The sequence below is a fragment of the Vibrio sp. WZ-1 genome, from assembly GCF_052037695.1.
GTDB lineage: Bacteria > Pseudomonadota > Gammaproteobacteria > Enterobacterales > Vibrionaceae > Vibrio.
Genome location: NZ_JBQEQR010000053.1, coordinates 14,550 through 31,396 on the forward strand (window position 1 = coordinate 14,550; position 16,847 = coordinate 31,396).

Here is a 16,847-nt window from a genome sequence, read left to right on the forward strand (position 1 = left end):
CAGACTCAAACAAAAGGTATAACAATGAAAACATGGATCACTCTGGCGACCCTACTCGCCACCTCATCGGTTTACGCGGCAGAGGTCGTGCAACTAGCAGATGGACGTGAAGTAAAACTGAATGATGACTTCACATGGGAATACGTCGTAAAGAAAGCTGAGCCGGAAAGCACATTAGAAAAAGTTGAGGCTGTAGAAGCTGCGGCAGTCGTGGCTTCAACAACTGCTGTTGAAGCGGTTACCATGCAAACCACTAAAGCACCTGAGATTGCAGCAATTCCCGTCGTAAACAAGAAAGTCGGTACTACTGTTGTTATAAACGCGAAGAAGCCAACCATGCAGCTGTCTGATTCGGGTGTGGATGTCTTGATTGGTTCTGCAAGCTACGAAGACGGTGAGCTAGTTCTACCGACTTCTATCACCAACCAAAGCTCACAATCGGTCATTCAGGTTGAAGTAGAAGTACAGGTATTCGATATGTCTGGTAAGCAGTTGGCGAAAGAGAGCGTTACTGTTTGGCAATCTATTAAGCGAATCGCTGATACTTACCTACGCCCACAGCAAGCCGAACAAGGGAAAGTGATCAAACTGGCAGTACCACAATCGCAGCAATACCAGTTCTCAGCTGAAGTGTTGGAAGTGAAAACTCGCTAATGCGATAGTGGATGCTTTGTCGAACCTATCAGCTAGATAGGCTCGACAAAGTAATAAATCGCAAAGAAGTGACACACACAACCCGCCAACACAAAGCCGTGCCAAATTGCGTGATTGAACGGAATTCGCTTAGCAACGTAAAAAATCACCCCTATCGAGTACACCAAGCCACCCGCTGCTAAAAGCGTCAAACCACCAATATCCAGATTTATCGCCAGTTGGTAAATCACGATCAACGATAGCCAGCCCATCACTAAGTAAGTCATCAAAGACAGCTTCTTAAACCGGTAAACAAATGCGACTTTCATGATGATGCCGATCAGGGCAATGGTCCAAATCACAATCATCAATCCTATTGCCAGTGGGGTACGCAGACTCACCAATAAAAACGGCGTATAACTACCCGCAATCAGCAAATAAATGGCGCAATGGTCAAAGGTCTTTAGCCAACGCTTGGCTTTAGGAGACGGAATCGCATGGTAGAGAGTCGAGGCGAGAAACAAGACGATCATACTTGAACCATAGATCGCCATGCTAGTAATAGTCAGCGCATCAGCTTGCTGGTTGACCGCTTTTATCAGCAGTAAAACCAGCCCAACAATACCGAAAATCATCCCGATACCATGAGTAATGGAGTTGGCCAGTTCTTCGCCCTGACTGTATTGTGCTTTCTGAGGTGAAGACATCAACGCGCCTATACTAGAGTTTTGAATGTTAACTCTAGTATGTCACATTAAGCTTACACGTGTAAGCTTAAATTAAAACTCGGGCGCTGCCGTCGTTTGTTCTAAGTAATTCAGAATCATCGGACCGACTTCTTCCAGCTTAGTGTTCACCGGAATGCTCAGCTCACGCTTGAGTTTGCCGCTACCAAGTAAGCTAGCCAGCATACCGCTCGCACCACTACGAGTACGATCAACCTCAAACCAGAGTTTAAGGTTTTGCTCATCACGATGGGCAACAAACTCCAACTCACGCCATACACCATGATACGGGCCGTCGGTTGGTACCATCTCAAACTCTTGCACAAATGGTAGATCGAAGCCTTTCACTTCTTCACACTCAACTTGGCGAATGCGCAAACCTTGCGATTCAAAAGCAGATAACACCGCATCCATGAGTGGGTCGGGTCTGACGGTAAGAATATCTTTGTCGGTAGGGTCGAGCGCCATCGCAACATCCAACCCAGTTTCTAACCAGACTTTGGCATCACCAATGGTAACAGGAGTATTCCAAGGCACATCCAGCTTTACTTCAAAAGTACGCTCTTCACTTGGATGTATGGTAAAAGCGTAAGGTAAAGTCCAATTTGCTAGAACATGGGTTTGTGGAAGACGGCGTAAGCTATGGCCTTCACGAGCACCACGATCATCAGGGACTTCCGCGATGTATCGACAGCATAACTTCAAATCGATGTTATCAATCGCCTGATCACTGGATCCACCATAAACGTGAATTGAGATATCAACACTTTGGCCAGGATAAAGCACATCCTGATTAAGAACTGAATCTACCTTGGCGCTGCCGATTCCAAAACTCGCCAATGTCTTTTTCAAAAATGACATACGCACCTCCTTTGTCGAAATCTCATACTACTGTTGATCATGGTGGTAAAACAAACTTTTCACCTCAGTTCTTCGAAAGAAAATAGCAAAATTGAACGATTTCAATTGCTCAAGTATCGACCAATTATAGCAGGAGTGCTAACCTATACATGATATGCATGCATATCATTATTCCTGATTCATTATTTGGATTGGCGAGAGCCAAAAGAGCCACCCTTCAAGCAGTTGAAGCTCAACTCATAATGCATCAGGCCATTACATTGGCAATGGATATGCCTGGCAGTTAGGTTATTAAATGCGCCCAACAACAGTCAGGTTCGCACACACTAATCGTAGTGCAATGCGCCGTCGCAGTGGTTTCACTACTGCGTTTAAGGCAAAACAAGTTGCGCCAGCAATGACTCTGGTTGAGAAGACAGCGGTTATGCCAAGTGTTCCAAACAAAGTTATCAAAGCAGCTTAATTAAAAAGCGCGGAAATCACCGCGCTTTTTTCTTTGGTCTCCCCTTTTCCTATTTGGTGTTCGCCAAGCAATTTGATACCTTTAGTAGCAAATAACACCTATAAAATCTGTGGAGAAAGAAATGAAGTGTCATCGTATTGAAGAGCTACTTGAGCTACTAGAGCCTGAGTGGCACAAAGACCAAGAAATGAACCTACTGCAGTTCATCATGAAACTGGCAAATGAAGCTGGCTATGAAGGTAAACTGGAAGATCTAACCGACGATGTTTTGATCTACCATCTTAAAATGCGCAACAGCAGCAAAGACGAAATGATCCCTGGTCTAAAAAAAGACCAAGAAGATGATTTTAAAACCGCAATCTTACGCGCACGCGGCCTCATCAAATAAGCGACTCAAGCCAACATTGATTAAGCGACTCACTTGAGTCGCTTTTTTTATAACTAAAGCAAACAGTTCAAAAGCTAGTTATAACTGTTCAGTCATTTATCAGGTTAACTGTACTGACTTTTGTTGTTAAACGTTGACTACGTTAAAGAAACGGAATTGTTATTGATTGTATAATCGCCGTTCATCAGTACTTACTAAAATAATTATGTTCAGTCATGAATAATGGCGTGGACGAAGCAGCAATGTCATCGAGCGACATCGACAGAAGTGTCGCCGTACATTATAAAAGCCCAAAGAAGGATGTATACATGAGTCAGGACAAGATCGATATTAAAGATGTGACTCCAAAAACCTTTAACCCCAAGACTCATAAGGGAAAAGGGGATCGTTTCAACCCCAACAACCGAATTTACGTACGAGAAAGCAAAGGCACCTTCCAAAAGTTGCGCCGTTATGGTGGTTGGTTTTTGCTATTGTTGTTTGCACTGGTTCCGTGGATTCCTTACGGAGAGCGCCAAGCAATACTCTTAGACATTGGCCACCAACAGTTTAACTTTTTTGGCACGACTCTTTATCCACAAGACCTAACCCTACTTGCACTGCTGTTTATGATTGCCGCGTTTGGGTTGTTCTTTATCACTACCTTCTTAGGTCGAGTTTGGTGTGGTTACTTATGCCCCCAGACAGTTTGGACCTTCATGTATATTTGGTTTGAAGAAAAACTTGAAGGAAGTGCCAATAAGCGCCGCAAACAAGATTCAAATAAGATCACTGCGAATCTGGCGATGCGAAAAACCATCAAGCACATAGCGTGGCTCGCGATTGCACTTGCCACTGGTTTTACTTTTGTTGGCTACTTCGTTCCAGTCAAACACCTAGTGGTAGATTTCTTCACCTTTAATGCCAGCTTCTGGCCGGTTTTTTGGGTTCTCTTCTTTGCGGTTTGTACCTATGCTAATGCTGGTTGGATGCGCTCTATTGTCTGCCTTCACATGTGCCCGTACGCACGCTTCCAATCCGCTATGTTTGATAAGGATACCTTCATCGTTGGCTACGACACTAAACGCGGAGAGAAGCGAGGCCCACGCTCACGCAAAGCCGACCCAAAGCAATTGGGTTTAGGTGACTGTATTGACTGTGATTTATGTGTTCAAGTATGTCCAACAGGGATCGATATTCGTGATGGATTACAGTACGAATGCATCAACTGTGGCGCTTGTATTGACGCATGCAACCAAACGATGGATCGCATGGGTTATGAAAAAGGTTTGATCAACTACACCACAGAGCATCGTCTATCAGGTAAACACACCAAAGTGATGCGACCGAAACTGCTTGGTTATGGTGCCGTATTGTTGATGATGATTGGTTTATTCTTCGCCCAGATAGCAGCTGTTGACCCAGCAGGGTTGAGTGTCATTCGTGACCGCAACCAACTGTTCCGAGTAAATAGCTCAGGTGAAGTGGAAAACACCTATACTCTCAAAGTCATCAACAAGACCCAACAAGTTCAAGAATACAACTTGGAGGTAGAAGGGTTAAGTGACGTTAGTTGGTATGGGAAGCAAACCATCCAAGTTGAGCCAGGCGAAGTATTGAACTTACCAATGAGCCTTGGCGCAGATCCTGACAAGCTAGACTCTGCGATCACAACAATTCAGTTTATACTCACCGATAAGAGCAACGAATTCACCATTGAAGTAGAAAGCCGATTTATCAAGAAGCTATAACTTCGATGACCAATGGAAAAAGGCTCAGTAATGAGCCTTTTTATTTATATGTCCCAAGGTACTTTTAACTTTGATGCCCTCACGCCCGACTTTATGTGGTACGCGTTAGAGAGCATCGGCATTCGAGCAGAATCGGGCTTTCTTGCTCTAAACAGCTATGAAAACCGCGTTTACCAGTTCACTGACGAAGAACGCCAGCGCTACGTGGTGAAGTTCTATCGCCCAGAGCGTTGGAGTAATGAGCAGATTCAAGAAGAGCACGACTTTACGCTTGAATTGATTGATAACGAAATCCCAGTAGCACCACCTGTACGCATCAACGGTGAAACGCTGCATCACTATCAAGGCTATGGCTTTGCTTTATTTGAAAGTGTCGGCGGTCGTCAGTATGAAGTCGACAATTTAGATCAACTCGAAGGTGTCGGTCGCTTTTTGGGTCGAATCCATAAAGTGGGTAGCCGACAAGCATTCCAACATCGACCAACCATTGGTTTGCAAGAATACCTTTACCAACCGAGAGAGATTCTGCAAAACGCCAATATGATCCCAATGCATTTAGAAAACAGTTTCTTCAACGATTTAGATATGTTGATCAAATCGATTGAAAACCACTGGCAGGATGGGTTTAACACTATTCGTCTGCATGGCGACTGCCATCCGGGCAATATTTTATGGCGAGATGGACCAATGTTTGTCGATTTGGATGACTCACGTAATGGCCCTGCGGTACAAGATTTATGGATGCTGCTCAATGGCGAGCGCCAAGACAAGCTAATGCAGTTGGATATTGTTCTAGAAGCTTACCAAGAGTTTTGCGATTTTAACTCAGCAGAATTGAAACTAATCGAACCACTTCGCGGTCTACGAATGGTGCACTATATGGCATGGCTAGCAAAACGTTGGCATGACCCGGCATTTCCGCTCGCTTTTCCATGGTTCAATGAGCCAAAATACTGGGAAGGTCAGGTCCTTGCATTTAAAGAGCAGATTGCCAACTTAGAAGAAGCACCACTGTCTTTAATGCCTCAATGGTAAGTCAGGCCGAACAATTAAAAATGGAGATATTTAAATGAAAAAGCTGTTCGCACTGTTTTCTATGCTGATGCTAAGCCTGTCGGCACATGCAGCGCAATTCAAAGAAGGTGAGTATTACAAAGTACTGGATCTAGAGGCATCAAAAAAACCTGTAGTAACCGAGTTCTTCTCTTTCTACTGTCCACACTGTAATACGTTTGAGCCAATCATCCAGAAGCTTAAGAAGCAGCTACCTGAAGGCGTGAAGCTACAAAAAAACCACGTGTCATTTATGGGGGGCAACATGGGGCCTTCTATGAGTAAAGCTTACGCAACGATGGTAGCACTTAAAGTTGAAGACAAAATGGTGCCAGTGATGTTTAACCGCATACACAATATGCGTAAGGCACCACGTGATGATGCAGAAATTCGTCAGATCTTCCTAGATGAAGGTGTAGATGCGAAGAAATTCGACGCTGCATTCAAAGGCTTCGCGGTTGATTCTATGGTTCGTCGTATGGACAAACAATTTGAAAACAGCGGTCTAACAGGCGTTCCTGCGGTTATCGTCAACAACAAATACTTAGTTCAAGCACAAGGCATTAAATCAATGGATGAGTACTTCGAACTAGTGAACTACTTGCTAACACTGAAGTAATTCAGTTAGCGATAAAAAGGGGAGCAATGTGCTCCCCTTTTTATTTATGAATTTCTTTTAGGAGTTGGTCTTTCTCTTGCCACACATCACCTAGCCATTGTTGGAATTGACGCTTATACGGTTTGTCGTTGAAGTAATCACCTAATACGCGCTTATCAACTGGTAAAACATTCACGCGCACTACGATTTTAGTCATGCGCCCCATGAGTATGTCTTTAAATGGCTGATTTGTGTTGTCAGGGTAAGCAAGTGTCACATCAATAATATTCTCAAACTGCTCACCCATCGCCGCCAATGTATAAGCGATGCCGCCAGACTTAGGCTGCAATAAATGTTGGTAACCAGCTCGACTCTTGCGTTGCTTTTCTGCGGTAAAGCGTGTGCCTTCCACATAGTTCACTACTGTCGTTGGTGTATGTTTGAATTTAGCGCACGAGCGGCGCGTGGTTTGTAGATCTTGACCGCGTTTATGTGGATTACGAATCAAATACTCTCGAGAGTAACGACGCATAAACGGCATATCTAATGCCCAACAAGCCATTCCGATAAAAGGAACATAGAGCAATTGCTGCTTAAGGAAAAATTTTGGCATCGGAATGCGATCTTTAAACACGCAACACAGTACAACAATATCAGTCCAACTAAGATGATTACTGATCAACAGGTACCAGCCATCTTTCTTTAGGTTTTCACCACCTTGAACATCCCACTCAACACGATTGAACAAGGCGAGGATGCCAGCATTGACGGTTGCCCAGACCCACATCATTTTGTTGGCAGCTTCGGTGCCTTTGGCTTTGAGCTTCGCAGTTGGAAGCAACAGCTTAAAAATGGCGATGATACAAATTGCGATAGAACAAACTGCAGAATTTATAATCACAAAAGAAGCATTAAAAATGAGTAACAAATATGCCAACATGGTAACCAATCAGTAACTAGTGCGCGTGAATAATAAAACAGCGTGTAATTATACGAATCCGTTGCCACATTGAAACATTTGTAAGAATGGTCAGATTTGTTTCACTGTAAAAACTGGACCAATGCTCAAATAACATCTTTCATTCGATAGATAAGGAGAAAACGAATGAATCCAAGGCTAGCCATACTACCTTTGGCTTTTATCGTCAGTTCAGCTCACGCTCAACTTGCAGAGACTGCAGGTTTTAGTGGGGAAATATCGCTCAACGCCGGCTTCGTTTCATCAAAATCTCATTTTAATACTGATAACAGCAGCACCATCAACTCTCTCAATGAAAGTGCAGAGAGTGACAGTTCCTTTATTGCCGCGCCACTGGGCAACATTGCTTACACTTTTGGCAGCCAACTTAGCCAACAAGTGTACATTGGTACCACACGTGCCGACGTTGCTGTAGGTACGTTAGCGTTCCAGTTGGGTTATCAGTACCAGCTACCATCAGGCACAATATTAGACATCTCTTACCTTCCAACCGTTTTAGAAGGTGAAACATGGCGTGATCCATACAAAACAGGCTCTGCAAGACAAACCACTGACGAAGGTGGCAACGCGTACCGCTTCCAAATCAAACGCTTCTTAGATGACAACTTTAATCTTGATTTGGCGTACGCAGACAAAGATGTGGAAAAAGACGAAGTCACTGACCGAACTTTAGCTCGTGATGCGAAGGTGTATTACTTGAAAGGTGATTACCGCATTCCGCTTAGTCGTACTTCAATGCTGCAACCTGCGTTCACCTACATCCACCATGATGCGGATGGTGATGCTGAATCCTATCATTCTTACGGGGTCGATCTGAGCTGGTTCCAATTTATGAATCGTCATCGCTTTGCCTTAACCGCAGGCTACACCATGAAAGACTACCAATCATCGAGCGATACCTTTGGTAAAACACGTAACGACGACACATTGAGTCTATTTGCGGCATACGAATACGAAAACGTATTTGATTGGCAAAACTGGTCGTTCATTTCTCTGGCTGGCTACAGCAATACCGATTCGAATATCACTTTCTACGATGAGAAAGAGTATTTAATTTCAGTTGGTATGAACTACAACTTCTAAACGTTGGAATCGCAGTAAGTCGCTCTGCTCTCTGCGGTTCCAGTATCCCTTAAACAGCTTGCGCAGTTAACTGCTTAAGTAGCCTATCCATTGCTCGATAGCCCAAAGCTTCTGCAAGATGTGTTCGCTCAATTTGCGGTGAACCCTCCAGATCGGCAATAGTACGCGCAACTTTAATGATGCGGTGATAAGCACGAATTGACAATCCAAGACGATGCAGCGCATTTTCCAAAAACTCCGCATCACTTTTTTGCAGCGGGCAGAAGGCTTCAATTTCACGACTGCCCAATAATGCATTCACCTTACCACTGCGAGCCAGCATACAGTCACGTGCTTGATTCACCCGATCTTTGACGATAGCCGTTGGTTCCCCTCTATCGCCGCCTTCAGAGAGGGTTCCTTTCGGCAATGCAGGAATTTCTAATGACATATCAAAGCGATCAAGAAGTGGGCCTGATAATCGGCCAAGGTAACGCAGGATGGCTTGCGGATTCGTTCTAGCTTGGTTGCCTTCGTAATACCCTGTCGGACTCGGGTTAAGCGCTCCGACAATTTGGAACCGAGCAGGAAAACGCGTCTTACCTTGCGCCCGAGAGATAATAATTTCACCGGACTCCAATGGCTCACGCAAAGAGTCGAGCACCTTACGATCAAACTCCGGCATCTCGTCCAAAAACAATAACCCGTTGTGCGCTAGAGAGATTTCACCCGGTCTCGGCACAGACCCACCACCAACTAAAGCCGCCATTGAGCTGGAATGATGCGGGGCGCGAAACGGCCGCGTCTTCCAGTTGTGTTCATTGATTTCACTTTGAGTCAGTGACGCCACAGCAGCCGTTTCCATCGCTTCTTCATCACTCATCTCAGGTAACAAATCGCATAATCGAGAAGCCAACATGGTTTTGCCAGTACCTGGAGGGCCAAGGAAAAGCAGGTTGTGATTGCCAGCTGCCGCAATTTCTAAAGCGCGCTTTCCTTGCTGTTGACCAATGATATCCTGCAAGTCACGACCGTGTGCTTTGAGTTCTTTCTTCTTGGGCGTTTGGTACAAATTCAATTGATGTTGACCACAAAGCTCTGCACAAACTTCCAATAGTGATTGGGCAGATTTATGCAACTCTTTACCGACAAGTGCGGCCTGATCACCATTGGCATGAGGCACCACTAAACAACGCTGTTTTTTATTCGCGGCCAACGCTGCTGGCAGCACGCCTTTTACCGTTCTCAATCCACCAGAAAGAGCTAATTCACCAACAAATTCGTAGTTTTTGAGCTTATCTGTCGCGATTTGTTCTGAAGCGGCCAAAATTCCTAATGCAATCGGCAAATCGAAGCGTCCGCCTTCTTTGGGCAAATCCGCAGGAGCCAAATTGACCGTGATTCGTTTCGCCGGAAACTGAAAGTTGGAATTGACGATCGCACTTCGTACGCGATCTTTGGATTCTTTTACTGTGGTCTCAGGTAACCCCACCAAGGTAAAGCCCGGCATCCCATTACTGATGTGGACTTCCACGCTTACCGACGGCGCTTGTACACCCACACTTGCTCGACTATGAATGATTGCCAGCCCCATAATTTCCTCAAATTCTTGTACGTTATCTAACCAGACGTTTTTTATATGGATATGTTATATAGCCTGTCCAGAATGGTACTTAATGTGAAAAAAGAATGACTTTTTGCTTGTCATGCAGCAGATTTGTGTGTTACCACTAGTGACGCAAACATTTTCGTAGAACATTACACAATACTTATTAACGAAAAAAGAACGACAGACAGATGAACTTATTCGCTCACATCAACTCACTGCTAGCCCTGATTATCGTGGTCATTATTGGCACCGCGCGGGGTATTGTGGGCGAAAGATAACCACAAATCACAAAAAACCCCCGCACTGAAAAGTCCGGGGGTTTTTTTACAACTACAAGTTGTCATCTGTCTAACCCTTAGACAGCTTAACGGGAAGAATGGGAGTGCACATGAAGTGCAAAACACATGGCGATAGCTACGAGCCACAACGTAGCAAAGGAGGTTTACGATGACCGGTGCAGAACTAGTCGTAGCCGCTTTAAGACAGCAAGGCATCGAGACGGTGTTTGGGTATCCTGGTGGAGCCATCATGCCAATCTACGATGCGTTGTATGACGGAGGTGTAGAACACATCTTATGCCGTCATGAACAAGGGGCTGCAATGGCCGCCATCGGGATGGCCCGCGCGACGCAAGATGTTGCCGTATGTATGGCCACTTCCGGCCCAGGTGCCACCAACCTTGTTACTGGCCTTGCCGATGCCTTCCTCGATTCCGTTCCTCTAGTGGCCATTACAGGTCAGGTTGCTAGCTCTCATATCGGTACCGACGCGTTCCAAGAAATGGATGTGATCGGAATGTCTCTAGCCTGTACCAAACACAGTTATCTAGTGACTGAGATTGAAGACCTTGCCCCAACGCTTGCCGAAGCGTTCGAAGTAGCAAAAACAGGTCGACCTGGTCCGGTGATTGTTGATATCGCCAAAGACGTTCAGCTTGCTCAAGCACCCACAGAACTTCTGCTTCCTTTTGTTCCACCAACCGCTCCACAAGTCAGTGATGCCGATATCCAGCGCGCTCAAGAAGTACTAGCCGCTTCAACTCGCCCAGTTTTATACGTCGGCGGTGGCGTGCAAATTGCCAAAGCGACAGACTCAGTACGCGAGTTCCTACGTTTAAACCCAATGCCTGCAGTAAGCACGCTAAAAGGTTTGGGCACCATTGAACGTCATGACCCACACTATTTGGGGATGTTGGGCATGCATGGCACCAAAGCCGCAAACCTAGTGGTTCAAGAATGTGACCTTTTGATTGTAGTTGGGGCACGTTTTGATGATCGCGTTACAGGTAAGCTCGACACGTTTGCACCGCATGCGAAAGTGATTCATATCGATATCGATGCAGCTGAAATCCATAAGCTTCGCCACGCCAATGCACCACTTCGTGGTGAGATCAGTAAGATTCTTCCTCAATTAGAGCTGACTCAAGACATCACCCCTTGGGTACATCACAGTGAAAGCCTGCGTAGCGGATTCAAATGGCGTTACGACCATCCAGGCGAATTGATCTACGCACCGCTATTGCTTAAACAGCTGTCTGACATGATGCCTGATAGCTCAATTGTGTCGACTGACGTCGGCCAGCACCAGATGTGGGCAGCGCAACACATCCAGCCGCGTGATCCACAAAACTTCATCACCTCTGCTGGTCTTGGCACCATGGGATTCGGCTTGCCAGCTGCTATGGGTGCTGCTGTCGCACGTCCTGATGATCAGTCTATCCTTATTACAGGTGACGGTTCATTTATGATGAACGTGCAGGAATTGGGCACGCTGAAGCGTCGTCAGATTCCAGTGAAGATTGTCCTTCTTAATAACCAACGTCTTGGCATGGTTCGCCAATGGCAGTCATTGTTCTTTGACGGCCGCCACAGCGAAACCATTCTTGATGACAACCCAGACTTCGTGATGCTAGCAAAAGCGTTCGATATCCCGGGTAAAACCATCACCAAGAAAGAAGAAGTCGAACCGGCTCTCAAAGAGATGCTAGAAAGTAAGACTTCTTACATGCTTCACGTTTTAATCGACGAAGAAGAGAACGTGTGGCCACTTGTACCACCTGGTGCATCAAACAGTGATATGTTGGAAAACACTTAGGAGACAATCGCATGGACAGATATTTACTCGACATCAAAGCCGACGATAAACCGGTATTGTTGGAGCGCGTTCTTCGTGTGATTCGTCACCGAGGCTTTGTGATCAAACAAGTCGCTGCTACCCAAAACCACGAAAGCAAAGTAGCCAGCGTAGAGATCATCGTCGACAGCGATCGACCTATCTCGTTTTTGGTCAATCAAATTGAGAAGTTGTGGGATATTCGCACCGTTGAGGTACTCAAAATCCGCAGCGATGAGCTCCCAAATCACAACTTACAACAACATGTGAGTGCATAAGGAAGGCAATAAATGGCAACGAAAACTGCAGATTTCATTTGGTTTAATGGTGAGATGGTTCCATGGGCAGAGGCGAACGTTCACGTTTTGACTCACGCGATGCACTACGGTACCTCTGTATTTGAAGGCGTACGCTGCTACAACACGCCGAAAGGACCAATTGTCTTCCGTCACCGTGAACATGCACAACGTTTAAAAGACTCTGCCAAGATTTACCGCTTCCCGATCCCGTTTTCTGTAGAAGAAATCATGGAAGCGACGCGTGAAACCCTGCGCCAGAACAAACTCGACAGCGCTTACATTCGTCCATTAGGTTTTGTCGGTAATGTTGGCTTGGGCGTGTGCCCACCTGTTGGCACAGAGATGGACCTAATCATTGCCGCTTTCCCTTGGGGCTCTTACTTGGGTGAAGAAGCGCTAGAAGCTGGCGTTGATGCAATGATTTCAAGCTGGAACCGTGCAGCGCCAAACACCATCCCAACTGCGGCTAAAGCAGGCGGTAACTACCTATCTTCGCTACTAGTCGGTGGTGAAGCGCGTCGTCACGGTTACGACGAAGGTATCGCACTGAGCGTAGACGGTTATCTATCGGAAGGTGCTGGTGAAAACATCTTTGTTATCAAAGACGGCGTGATCACCACACCACCAGCAACCAGTGCAATTTTGCCGGGCATCACTCGTGATTCAATCATGACCATCGCACGCGATAAAGGTTATGAAGTGCGCGAAGCGAATATTGCGCGTGAAGCACTTTACCTTGCCGATGAAGTCTTTATGACAGGTACCGCAGCCGAAGTTGTGCCAGTAGCAACCATCGACAAAATTGAAGTGGGCACCGGTAAACGCGGCCCAATCACTAAAGAATTACAAGCGGCCTACTTTGGCCTATTTAACGGCACCACGGAAGATAAGTGGGGCTGGTTAGACTATGTGTACCCAGAACAGAAGTAAGAAGGATTAGGAAATGCCAAAATATAGATCAGCTACCACCACACATGGTCGTAACATGGCGGGTGCTCGCGCACTGTGGCGTGCAACAGGCGTAAAAGACGAAGACTTCGGTAAGCCAATCATCGCTGTCGTAAACTCGTTTACTCAATTTGTTCCGGGTCACGTACACCTGAAAGACATGGGTCAGCTTGTAGCGCGTGAAATCGAAAAAGCCGGCGGCATCGCTAAAGAATTCAATACCATCGCAGTTGATGATGGTATCGCAATGGGTCACGGCGGCATGCTGTACTCACTGCCTTCACGTGAACTGATCGCAGACTCAGTAGAATACATGGTTAACGCGCACTGCGCTGATGCGATGGTGTGTATCTCTAACTGTGACAAAATCACTCCGGGAATGTTGATGGCATCTATGCGTCTTAACATCCCTGTTATCTTTGTCTCTGGTGGTCCAATGGAAGCGGGTAAAACCAAGCTTTCTGATCAGATCATCAAGCTAGACCTTGTTGATGCAATGATCCAAGGCGCGGATCCAAAAGTGTCTGATGATCAAAGCGAGCAGATCGAACGCAGCGCATGTCCGACGTGTGGATCGTGTTCAGGCATGTTCACTGCAAACTCAATGAACTGTCTAACGGAAGCACTAGGTCTTTCTCAACCAGGTAACGGTTCTATGCTGGCAACGCACGCTGACCGTGAACAACTGTTCCTTAATGCAGGTCGTCGTATCGTTGAACTGACTCGTCGTTACTACGAGCAAGATGACGAATCAGCACTGCCACGCAACATCGCTACGTTTGATGCGTTCGAAAACGCGATGGCACTGGATATTGCAATGGGTGGTTCAACCAACACCATTTTGCACCTGTTAGCTGCAGCGCAAGAAGGCGAAGTGGATTTCGATATGGAAGATATCGATCGCCTATCTCGCCAAGTACCACACCTATGTAAAGTGGCACCATCTACCCAGAAATATCACATGGAAGACGTACACCGCGCTGGTGGCGTAATGGCGATTCTTGGTGAGCTAGACCGTGCAGGTCTACTGCACAACCAAGCTCGCACCGTTCTTGGCCTTTCAATGAAAGAGCAGCTAGCGAAATACGACATCATTCAAACAGAAGACGAAGACGTACTTAAGTTCTTCCGCGCAGGTCCTGCTGGTATCCGTACCACTCAGGCATTCTCTCAGGATTGTCGTTGGGATCGCCTTGATGACGACCGCGCAGAAGGTTGTATTCGAACTAAAGAAAATGCCTTTAGCCAAGAAGGTGGCTTAGCGGTTCTATCAGGCAACATCGCATTAGATGGCTGTATCGTTAAGACTGCAGGCGTTGATGAGAGCATCCATAAGTTCACAGGCCCGGCCGTAGTATTTGAAAGCCAAGAAGACGCCGTAGAAGGTATTTTAGGCGGCAAAGTTAAAGCCGGCGATGTGGTTGTTATCCGTTACGAAGGCCCTAAAGGTGGTCCGGGCATGCAAGAAATGCTCTACCCAACCACTTACCTAAAATCAATGGGACTCGGTAAAGAGTGTGCTCTTCTAACTGACGGCCGTTTCTCTGGCGGTACATCTGGCCTGTCTATCGGTCACGCTTCTCCTGAAGCTGCAAACGGCGGTGCCATTGGTTTGGTTAAACAAGGTGATATGATCGCGATTGATATTCCAAACCGTTCGATTTCACTCCAAGTGTCTGAACAAGAACTCGCTGAGCGCCGTGCGAAACAAGACGAACTAGGCTGGAAACCTGTTGACCGCCAACGTGAAGTTTCATTTGCACTCAAAGCTTACGCAAGCATGGCAACCAGTGCTGACAAAGGTGCAGTACGAGACAAATCTAAGCTAGAGGGCTAGCTTATGACTCTGACATCACAAACTGGCGCAGATTATCTGCGCCAAATCCTTCGCGCTCCTATTTACGAAGTGGCGACGGTGACACCACTGCAAGAGATGCCTCGCCTTACTGCGCGTATTGGTAACAATGTGCAGATCAAACGTGAAGATCGCCAGCCAGTGCACTCGTTCAAATTACGTGGTGCATACAACATGGTAGCAAGCCTGTCAGAAGCACAAAAAGCCGCAGGTGTGATTGCTGCATCAGCAGGTAACCATGCTCAAGGCATGGCTCTTTCCGGCACTAAGCTGGGCATTAAAACCACCATCGTAATGCCTAAAACCACACCCGACATCAAAGTCGATGCGGTACGCAGCTTTGGTGGCAATGTGGTATTGCACGGCAGTAACTTTGATGAGGCAAAAGCGGAAGCTGAACGTCTTTCAGAGTTACACGGTTATACCTTTGTGCCACCATTCGATCACCCACTGGTGATTGCGGGCCAAGGCACTATCGGCATGGAAATGCTGCAGCAAAATGGTCACCTTGATTATATCTTCGTCCCAGTCGGCGGTGGTGGTTTAGCGGCTGGCGTAGCGGTTCTTGTGAAGCAGTTGATGCCAGAAATCAAAGTGATTGCGGTTGAACCAGAAGACTCTTCATGCCTAAAAGCGGCATTGGATGCGGGTGAGCCAGTTGTGCTTGATCAAGTCAGCATGTTTGCTGATGGCGTCGCAGTTAAACGTATTGGTGAAGAGACTTTCCGTCTGTGTCAAAAGTACATTGATGGCCATATTGCGGTCTCCAGTGATGAAATCTGCGCAGCAGTGAAAGACATCTTTGAAGATACTCGAGCTATCGCTGAACCTTCGGGCGCACTTGCTCTGGCTGGTTTGAAAAAGTTTGCCGAGCAGAACAAGCTAGAAGGCAAAAACCTAGGCACGGTACTGTCTGGCGCAAATACCAACTTCCATGGTTTACGTTATGTTTCAGAGCGTTGTGAGCTTGGTGAGAAACGTGAAGGCCTGCTTGCGGTCACTATCCCAGAGCGTCAAGGGGCATTCTTTGAGTTCTGTAACTTGATTGGCGGCCGTGCCGTAACGGAGTTTAACTACCGCTACAACGACGACGCATTAGCGAATATCTTTGTCGGGGTGCGTTTGCAAGGTGGTCAAGAAGAGCTGGAAAACATTATTCGTGACCTGCGTGATGGTGGTTATCCTGTTATTGATCTCTCAGACGATGAGATGGCAAAACTACACGTACGCTACATGATTGGTGGCAAACCGTCTAAGCCACTCAAAGAGCGCCTCTACAGCTTTGAGTTTCCGGAGTACCCAGGTGCACTGCTTAAGTTCTTGAGCACACTCGGTACCCATTGGAATATCAGCCTGTTCAACTACCGTAACCACGGTGCTGATTACGGACGCGTTCTATGTGGTTTCGAGTTAGATGAAAGCGATTTAGCTCAGTTTTCTGCGCATTTACGCGAACTTGGCTATCAATGCAAAGACGAAACAGACAACCCGTCGTATAAGTTTTTCTTGTCCTAGAACCATCAAAGCCACTT

Annotated in this window: 16 protein-coding genes; 12 read left to right on the top strand and 4 right to left on the bottom strand. The window is 46.4% G+C overall.

What is annotated here, in order from left to right; translation table 11 throughout:
* The first annotated feature begins 24 nt into the window (after positions 1-24).
* Positions 25-654 carry a DUF3157 family protein gene (locus ACTS60_RS04115; protein ID WP_440887242.1) on the top strand — a complete coding sequence of 210 codons (630 nt, stop codon included), beginning with the start codon at positions 25-27 and terminating at the stop codon, positions 652-654.
* A gap of 32 nt (positions 655-686) precedes the next feature.
* Here ACTS60_RS04115 and trhA read toward each other — a convergent pair whose 3' ends face one another.
* Positions 687-1,340 carry a PAQR family membrane homeostasis protein TrhA gene (trhA, locus tag ACTS60_RS04120; protein ID WP_440887243.1) on the bottom strand — a complete coding sequence of 218 codons (654 nt, stop codon included), beginning with the start codon at positions 1,338-1,340 and terminating at the stop codon, positions 687-689.
* A gap of 72 nt (positions 1,341-1,412) precedes the next feature.
* Positions 1,413-2,219, bottom strand: coding sequence for a sporulation protein (locus ACTS60_RS04125; protein WP_440887244.1), 807 nt, complete (start codon positions 2,217-2,219; stop codon positions 1,413-1,415).
* 295 nt (positions 2,220-2,514) lie between these two features.
* Between ACTS60_RS04125 and ACTS60_RS04130 the strand changes: the two genes are divergently transcribed.
* The 5 genes from ACTS60_RS04130 (at position 2,515) to ACTS60_RS04150 (ending at position 6,472) form a co-directional block, all read left to right on the top strand.
* Positions 2,515-2,682 carry a hypothetical protein gene (locus ACTS60_RS04130; RefSeq protein ID WP_440887245.1) on the top strand — a complete coding sequence of 56 codons (168 nt, stop codon included), beginning with the start codon at positions 2,515-2,517 and terminating at the stop codon, positions 2,680-2,682.
* A gap of 121 nt (positions 2,683-2,803) precedes the next feature.
* Complete coding sequence (locus ACTS60_RS04135; RefSeq protein ID WP_440887246.1) at positions 2,804-3,070, top strand: YihD family protein; 267 nt, start codon at positions 2,804-2,806, stop codon at positions 3,068-3,070.
* Between the two features lie 308 nt (positions 3,071-3,378).
* Complete coding sequence (ccoG, locus tag ACTS60_RS04140) at positions 3,379-4,800, top strand: cytochrome c oxidase accessory protein CcoG (protein WP_440887247.1); 1,422 nt, start codon at positions 3,379-3,381, stop codon at positions 4,798-4,800.
* Positions 4,801-4,848: 48 nt separating this feature from the next.
* On the top strand, positions 4,849-5,835 hold the full coding sequence (locus ACTS60_RS04145; protein ID WP_407833140.1) for a serine/threonine protein kinase: 987 nt from the start codon (positions 4,849-4,851) through the stop codon (positions 5,833-5,835).
* A gap of 34 nt (positions 5,836-5,869) precedes the next feature.
* Positions 5,870-6,472 carry a thiol:disulfide interchange protein DsbA/DsbL gene (locus ACTS60_RS04150; protein ID WP_440887248.1) on the top strand — a complete coding sequence of 201 codons (603 nt, stop codon included), beginning with the start codon at positions 5,870-5,872 and terminating at the stop codon, positions 6,470-6,472.
* A gap of 40 nt (positions 6,473-6,512) precedes the next feature.
* On the opposite strand, the gene ACTS60_RS04155 is transcribed toward ACTS60_RS04150, so the two are convergent.
* On the bottom strand, positions 6,513-7,391 hold the full coding sequence (locus tag ACTS60_RS04155) for an acyltransferase (protein WP_440887249.1): 879 nt from the start codon (positions 7,389-7,391) through the stop codon (positions 6,513-6,515).
* A gap of 165 nt (positions 7,392-7,556) precedes the next feature.
* On the opposite strand from ACTS60_RS04155, the gene ACTS60_RS04160 reads away from it, so the two are divergent.
* Positions 7,557-8,513, top strand: a complete 957-nt coding sequence (locus ACTS60_RS04160) for a DUF2860 domain-containing protein (protein WP_440887250.1) — start codon at positions 7,557-7,559, stop codon at positions 8,511-8,513.
* Between the two features lie 49 nt (positions 8,514-8,562).
* On the opposite strand, the gene ACTS60_RS04165 is transcribed toward ACTS60_RS04160, so the two are convergent.
* A complete protein-coding gene (locus ACTS60_RS04165) occupies positions 8,563-10,086 on the bottom strand; it encodes a YifB family Mg chelatase-like AAA ATPase (protein ID WP_440887251.1) in 1,524 nt (507 codons plus the stop codon).
* Positions 10,087-10,548: 462 nt separating this feature from the next.
* Here ACTS60_RS04165 and ilvG point away from each other — a divergent pair, with 462 nt between their 5' ends.
* From ilvG to ilvA, 5 genes are read left to right on the top strand one after another with little or no spacing between them, the layout of a single operon-like run.
* Entirely contained in the window at positions 10,549-12,195 is a 1,647-nt protein-coding gene (gene ilvG / locus ACTS60_RS04170) for an acetolactate synthase 2 catalytic subunit (protein ID WP_409386044.1), read from the top strand.
* Between the two features lie 11 nt (positions 12,196-12,206).
* A complete protein-coding gene (ilvM, locus tag ACTS60_RS04175; protein ID WP_005429819.1) occupies positions 12,207-12,491 on the top strand; it encodes an acetolactate synthase 2 small subunit in 285 nt (94 codons plus the stop codon).
* Between the two features lie 12 nt (positions 12,492-12,503).
* Positions 12,504-13,442 carry a branched-chain-amino-acid transaminase gene (ilvE, locus tag ACTS60_RS04180; protein WP_005429790.1) on the top strand — a complete coding sequence of 313 codons (939 nt, stop codon included), beginning with the start codon at positions 12,504-12,506 and terminating at the stop codon, positions 13,440-13,442.
* A 13-nt stretch (positions 13,443-13,455) separates the two neighbouring features.
* On the top strand, positions 13,456-15,297 hold the full coding sequence (ilvD, locus tag ACTS60_RS04185; protein ID WP_440887252.1) for a dihydroxy-acid dehydratase: 1,842 nt from the start codon (positions 13,456-13,458) through the stop codon (positions 15,295-15,297).
* A gap of 3 nt (positions 15,298-15,300) precedes the next feature.
* Positions 15,301-16,830: a threonine ammonia-lyase, biosynthetic gene (gene ilvA / locus ACTS60_RS04190; RefSeq protein ID WP_440887253.1), complete on the top strand. Its 1,530-nt coding sequence runs from the start codon at positions 15,301-15,303 to the stop codon at positions 16,828-16,830.
* Positions 16,831-16,847 lie beyond the last annotated feature (17 nt).

Coding starts and splice junctions, on each gene's coding strand:
- ilvM (WP_005429819.1), top strand. CDS start 12,207: ATGGACAGATATTTACTCGACATCAAAGCCGACGATAAACCGGTATTG.
- ACTS60_RS04115 (WP_440887242.1), top strand. CDS start 25: ATGAAAACATGGATCACTCTGGCGACCCTACTCGCCACCTCATCGGTT.
- ACTS60_RS04125 (WP_440887244.1), bottom strand. CDS start 2,219: ATGTCATTTTTGAAAAAGACATTGGCGAGTTTTGGAATCGGCAGCGCC.
- ACTS60_RS04130 (WP_440887245.1), top strand. CDS start 2,515: ATGCGCCCAACAACAGTCAGGTTCGCACACACTAATCGTAGTGCAATG.
- ilvD (WP_440887252.1), top strand. CDS start 13,456: ATGCCAAAATATAGATCAGCTACCACCACACATGGTCGTAACATGGCG.
- ACTS60_RS04135 (WP_440887246.1), top strand. CDS start 2,804: ATGAAGTGTCATCGTATTGAAGAGCTACTTGAGCTACTAGAGCCTGAG.
- ACTS60_RS04160 (WP_440887250.1), top strand. CDS start 7,557: ATGAATCCAAGGCTAGCCATACTACCTTTGGCTTTTATCGTCAGTTCA.
- ilvG (WP_409386044.1), top strand. CDS start 10,549: ATGACCGGTGCAGAACTAGTCGTAGCCGCTTTAAGACAGCAAGGCATC.
- ccoG (WP_440887247.1), top strand. CDS start 3,379: ATGAGTCAGGACAAGATCGATATTAAAGATGTGACTCCAAAAACCTTT.
- ACTS60_RS04165 (WP_440887251.1), bottom strand. CDS start 10,086: ATGGGGCTGGCAATCATTCATAGTCGAGCAAGTGTGGGTGTACAAGCG.
- ACTS60_RS04155 (WP_440887249.1), bottom strand. CDS start 7,391: ATGTTGGCATATTTGTTACTCATTTTTAATGCTTCTTTTGTGATTATA.
- ilvE (WP_005429790.1), top strand. CDS start 12,504: ATGGCAACGAAAACTGCAGATTTCATTTGGTTTAATGGTGAGATGGTT.
- ilvA (WP_440887253.1), top strand. CDS start 15,301: ATGACTCTGACATCACAAACTGGCGCAGATTATCTGCGCCAAATCCTT.
- ACTS60_RS04145 (WP_407833140.1), top strand. CDS start 4,849: ATGTCCCAAGGTACTTTTAACTTTGATGCCCTCACGCCCGACTTTATG.
- ACTS60_RS04150 (WP_440887248.1), top strand. CDS start 5,870: ATGAAAAAGCTGTTCGCACTGTTTTCTATGCTGATGCTAAGCCTGTCG.
- trhA (WP_440887243.1), bottom strand. CDS start 1,340: ATGTCTTCACCTCAGAAAGCACAATACAGTCAGGGCGAAGAACTGGCC.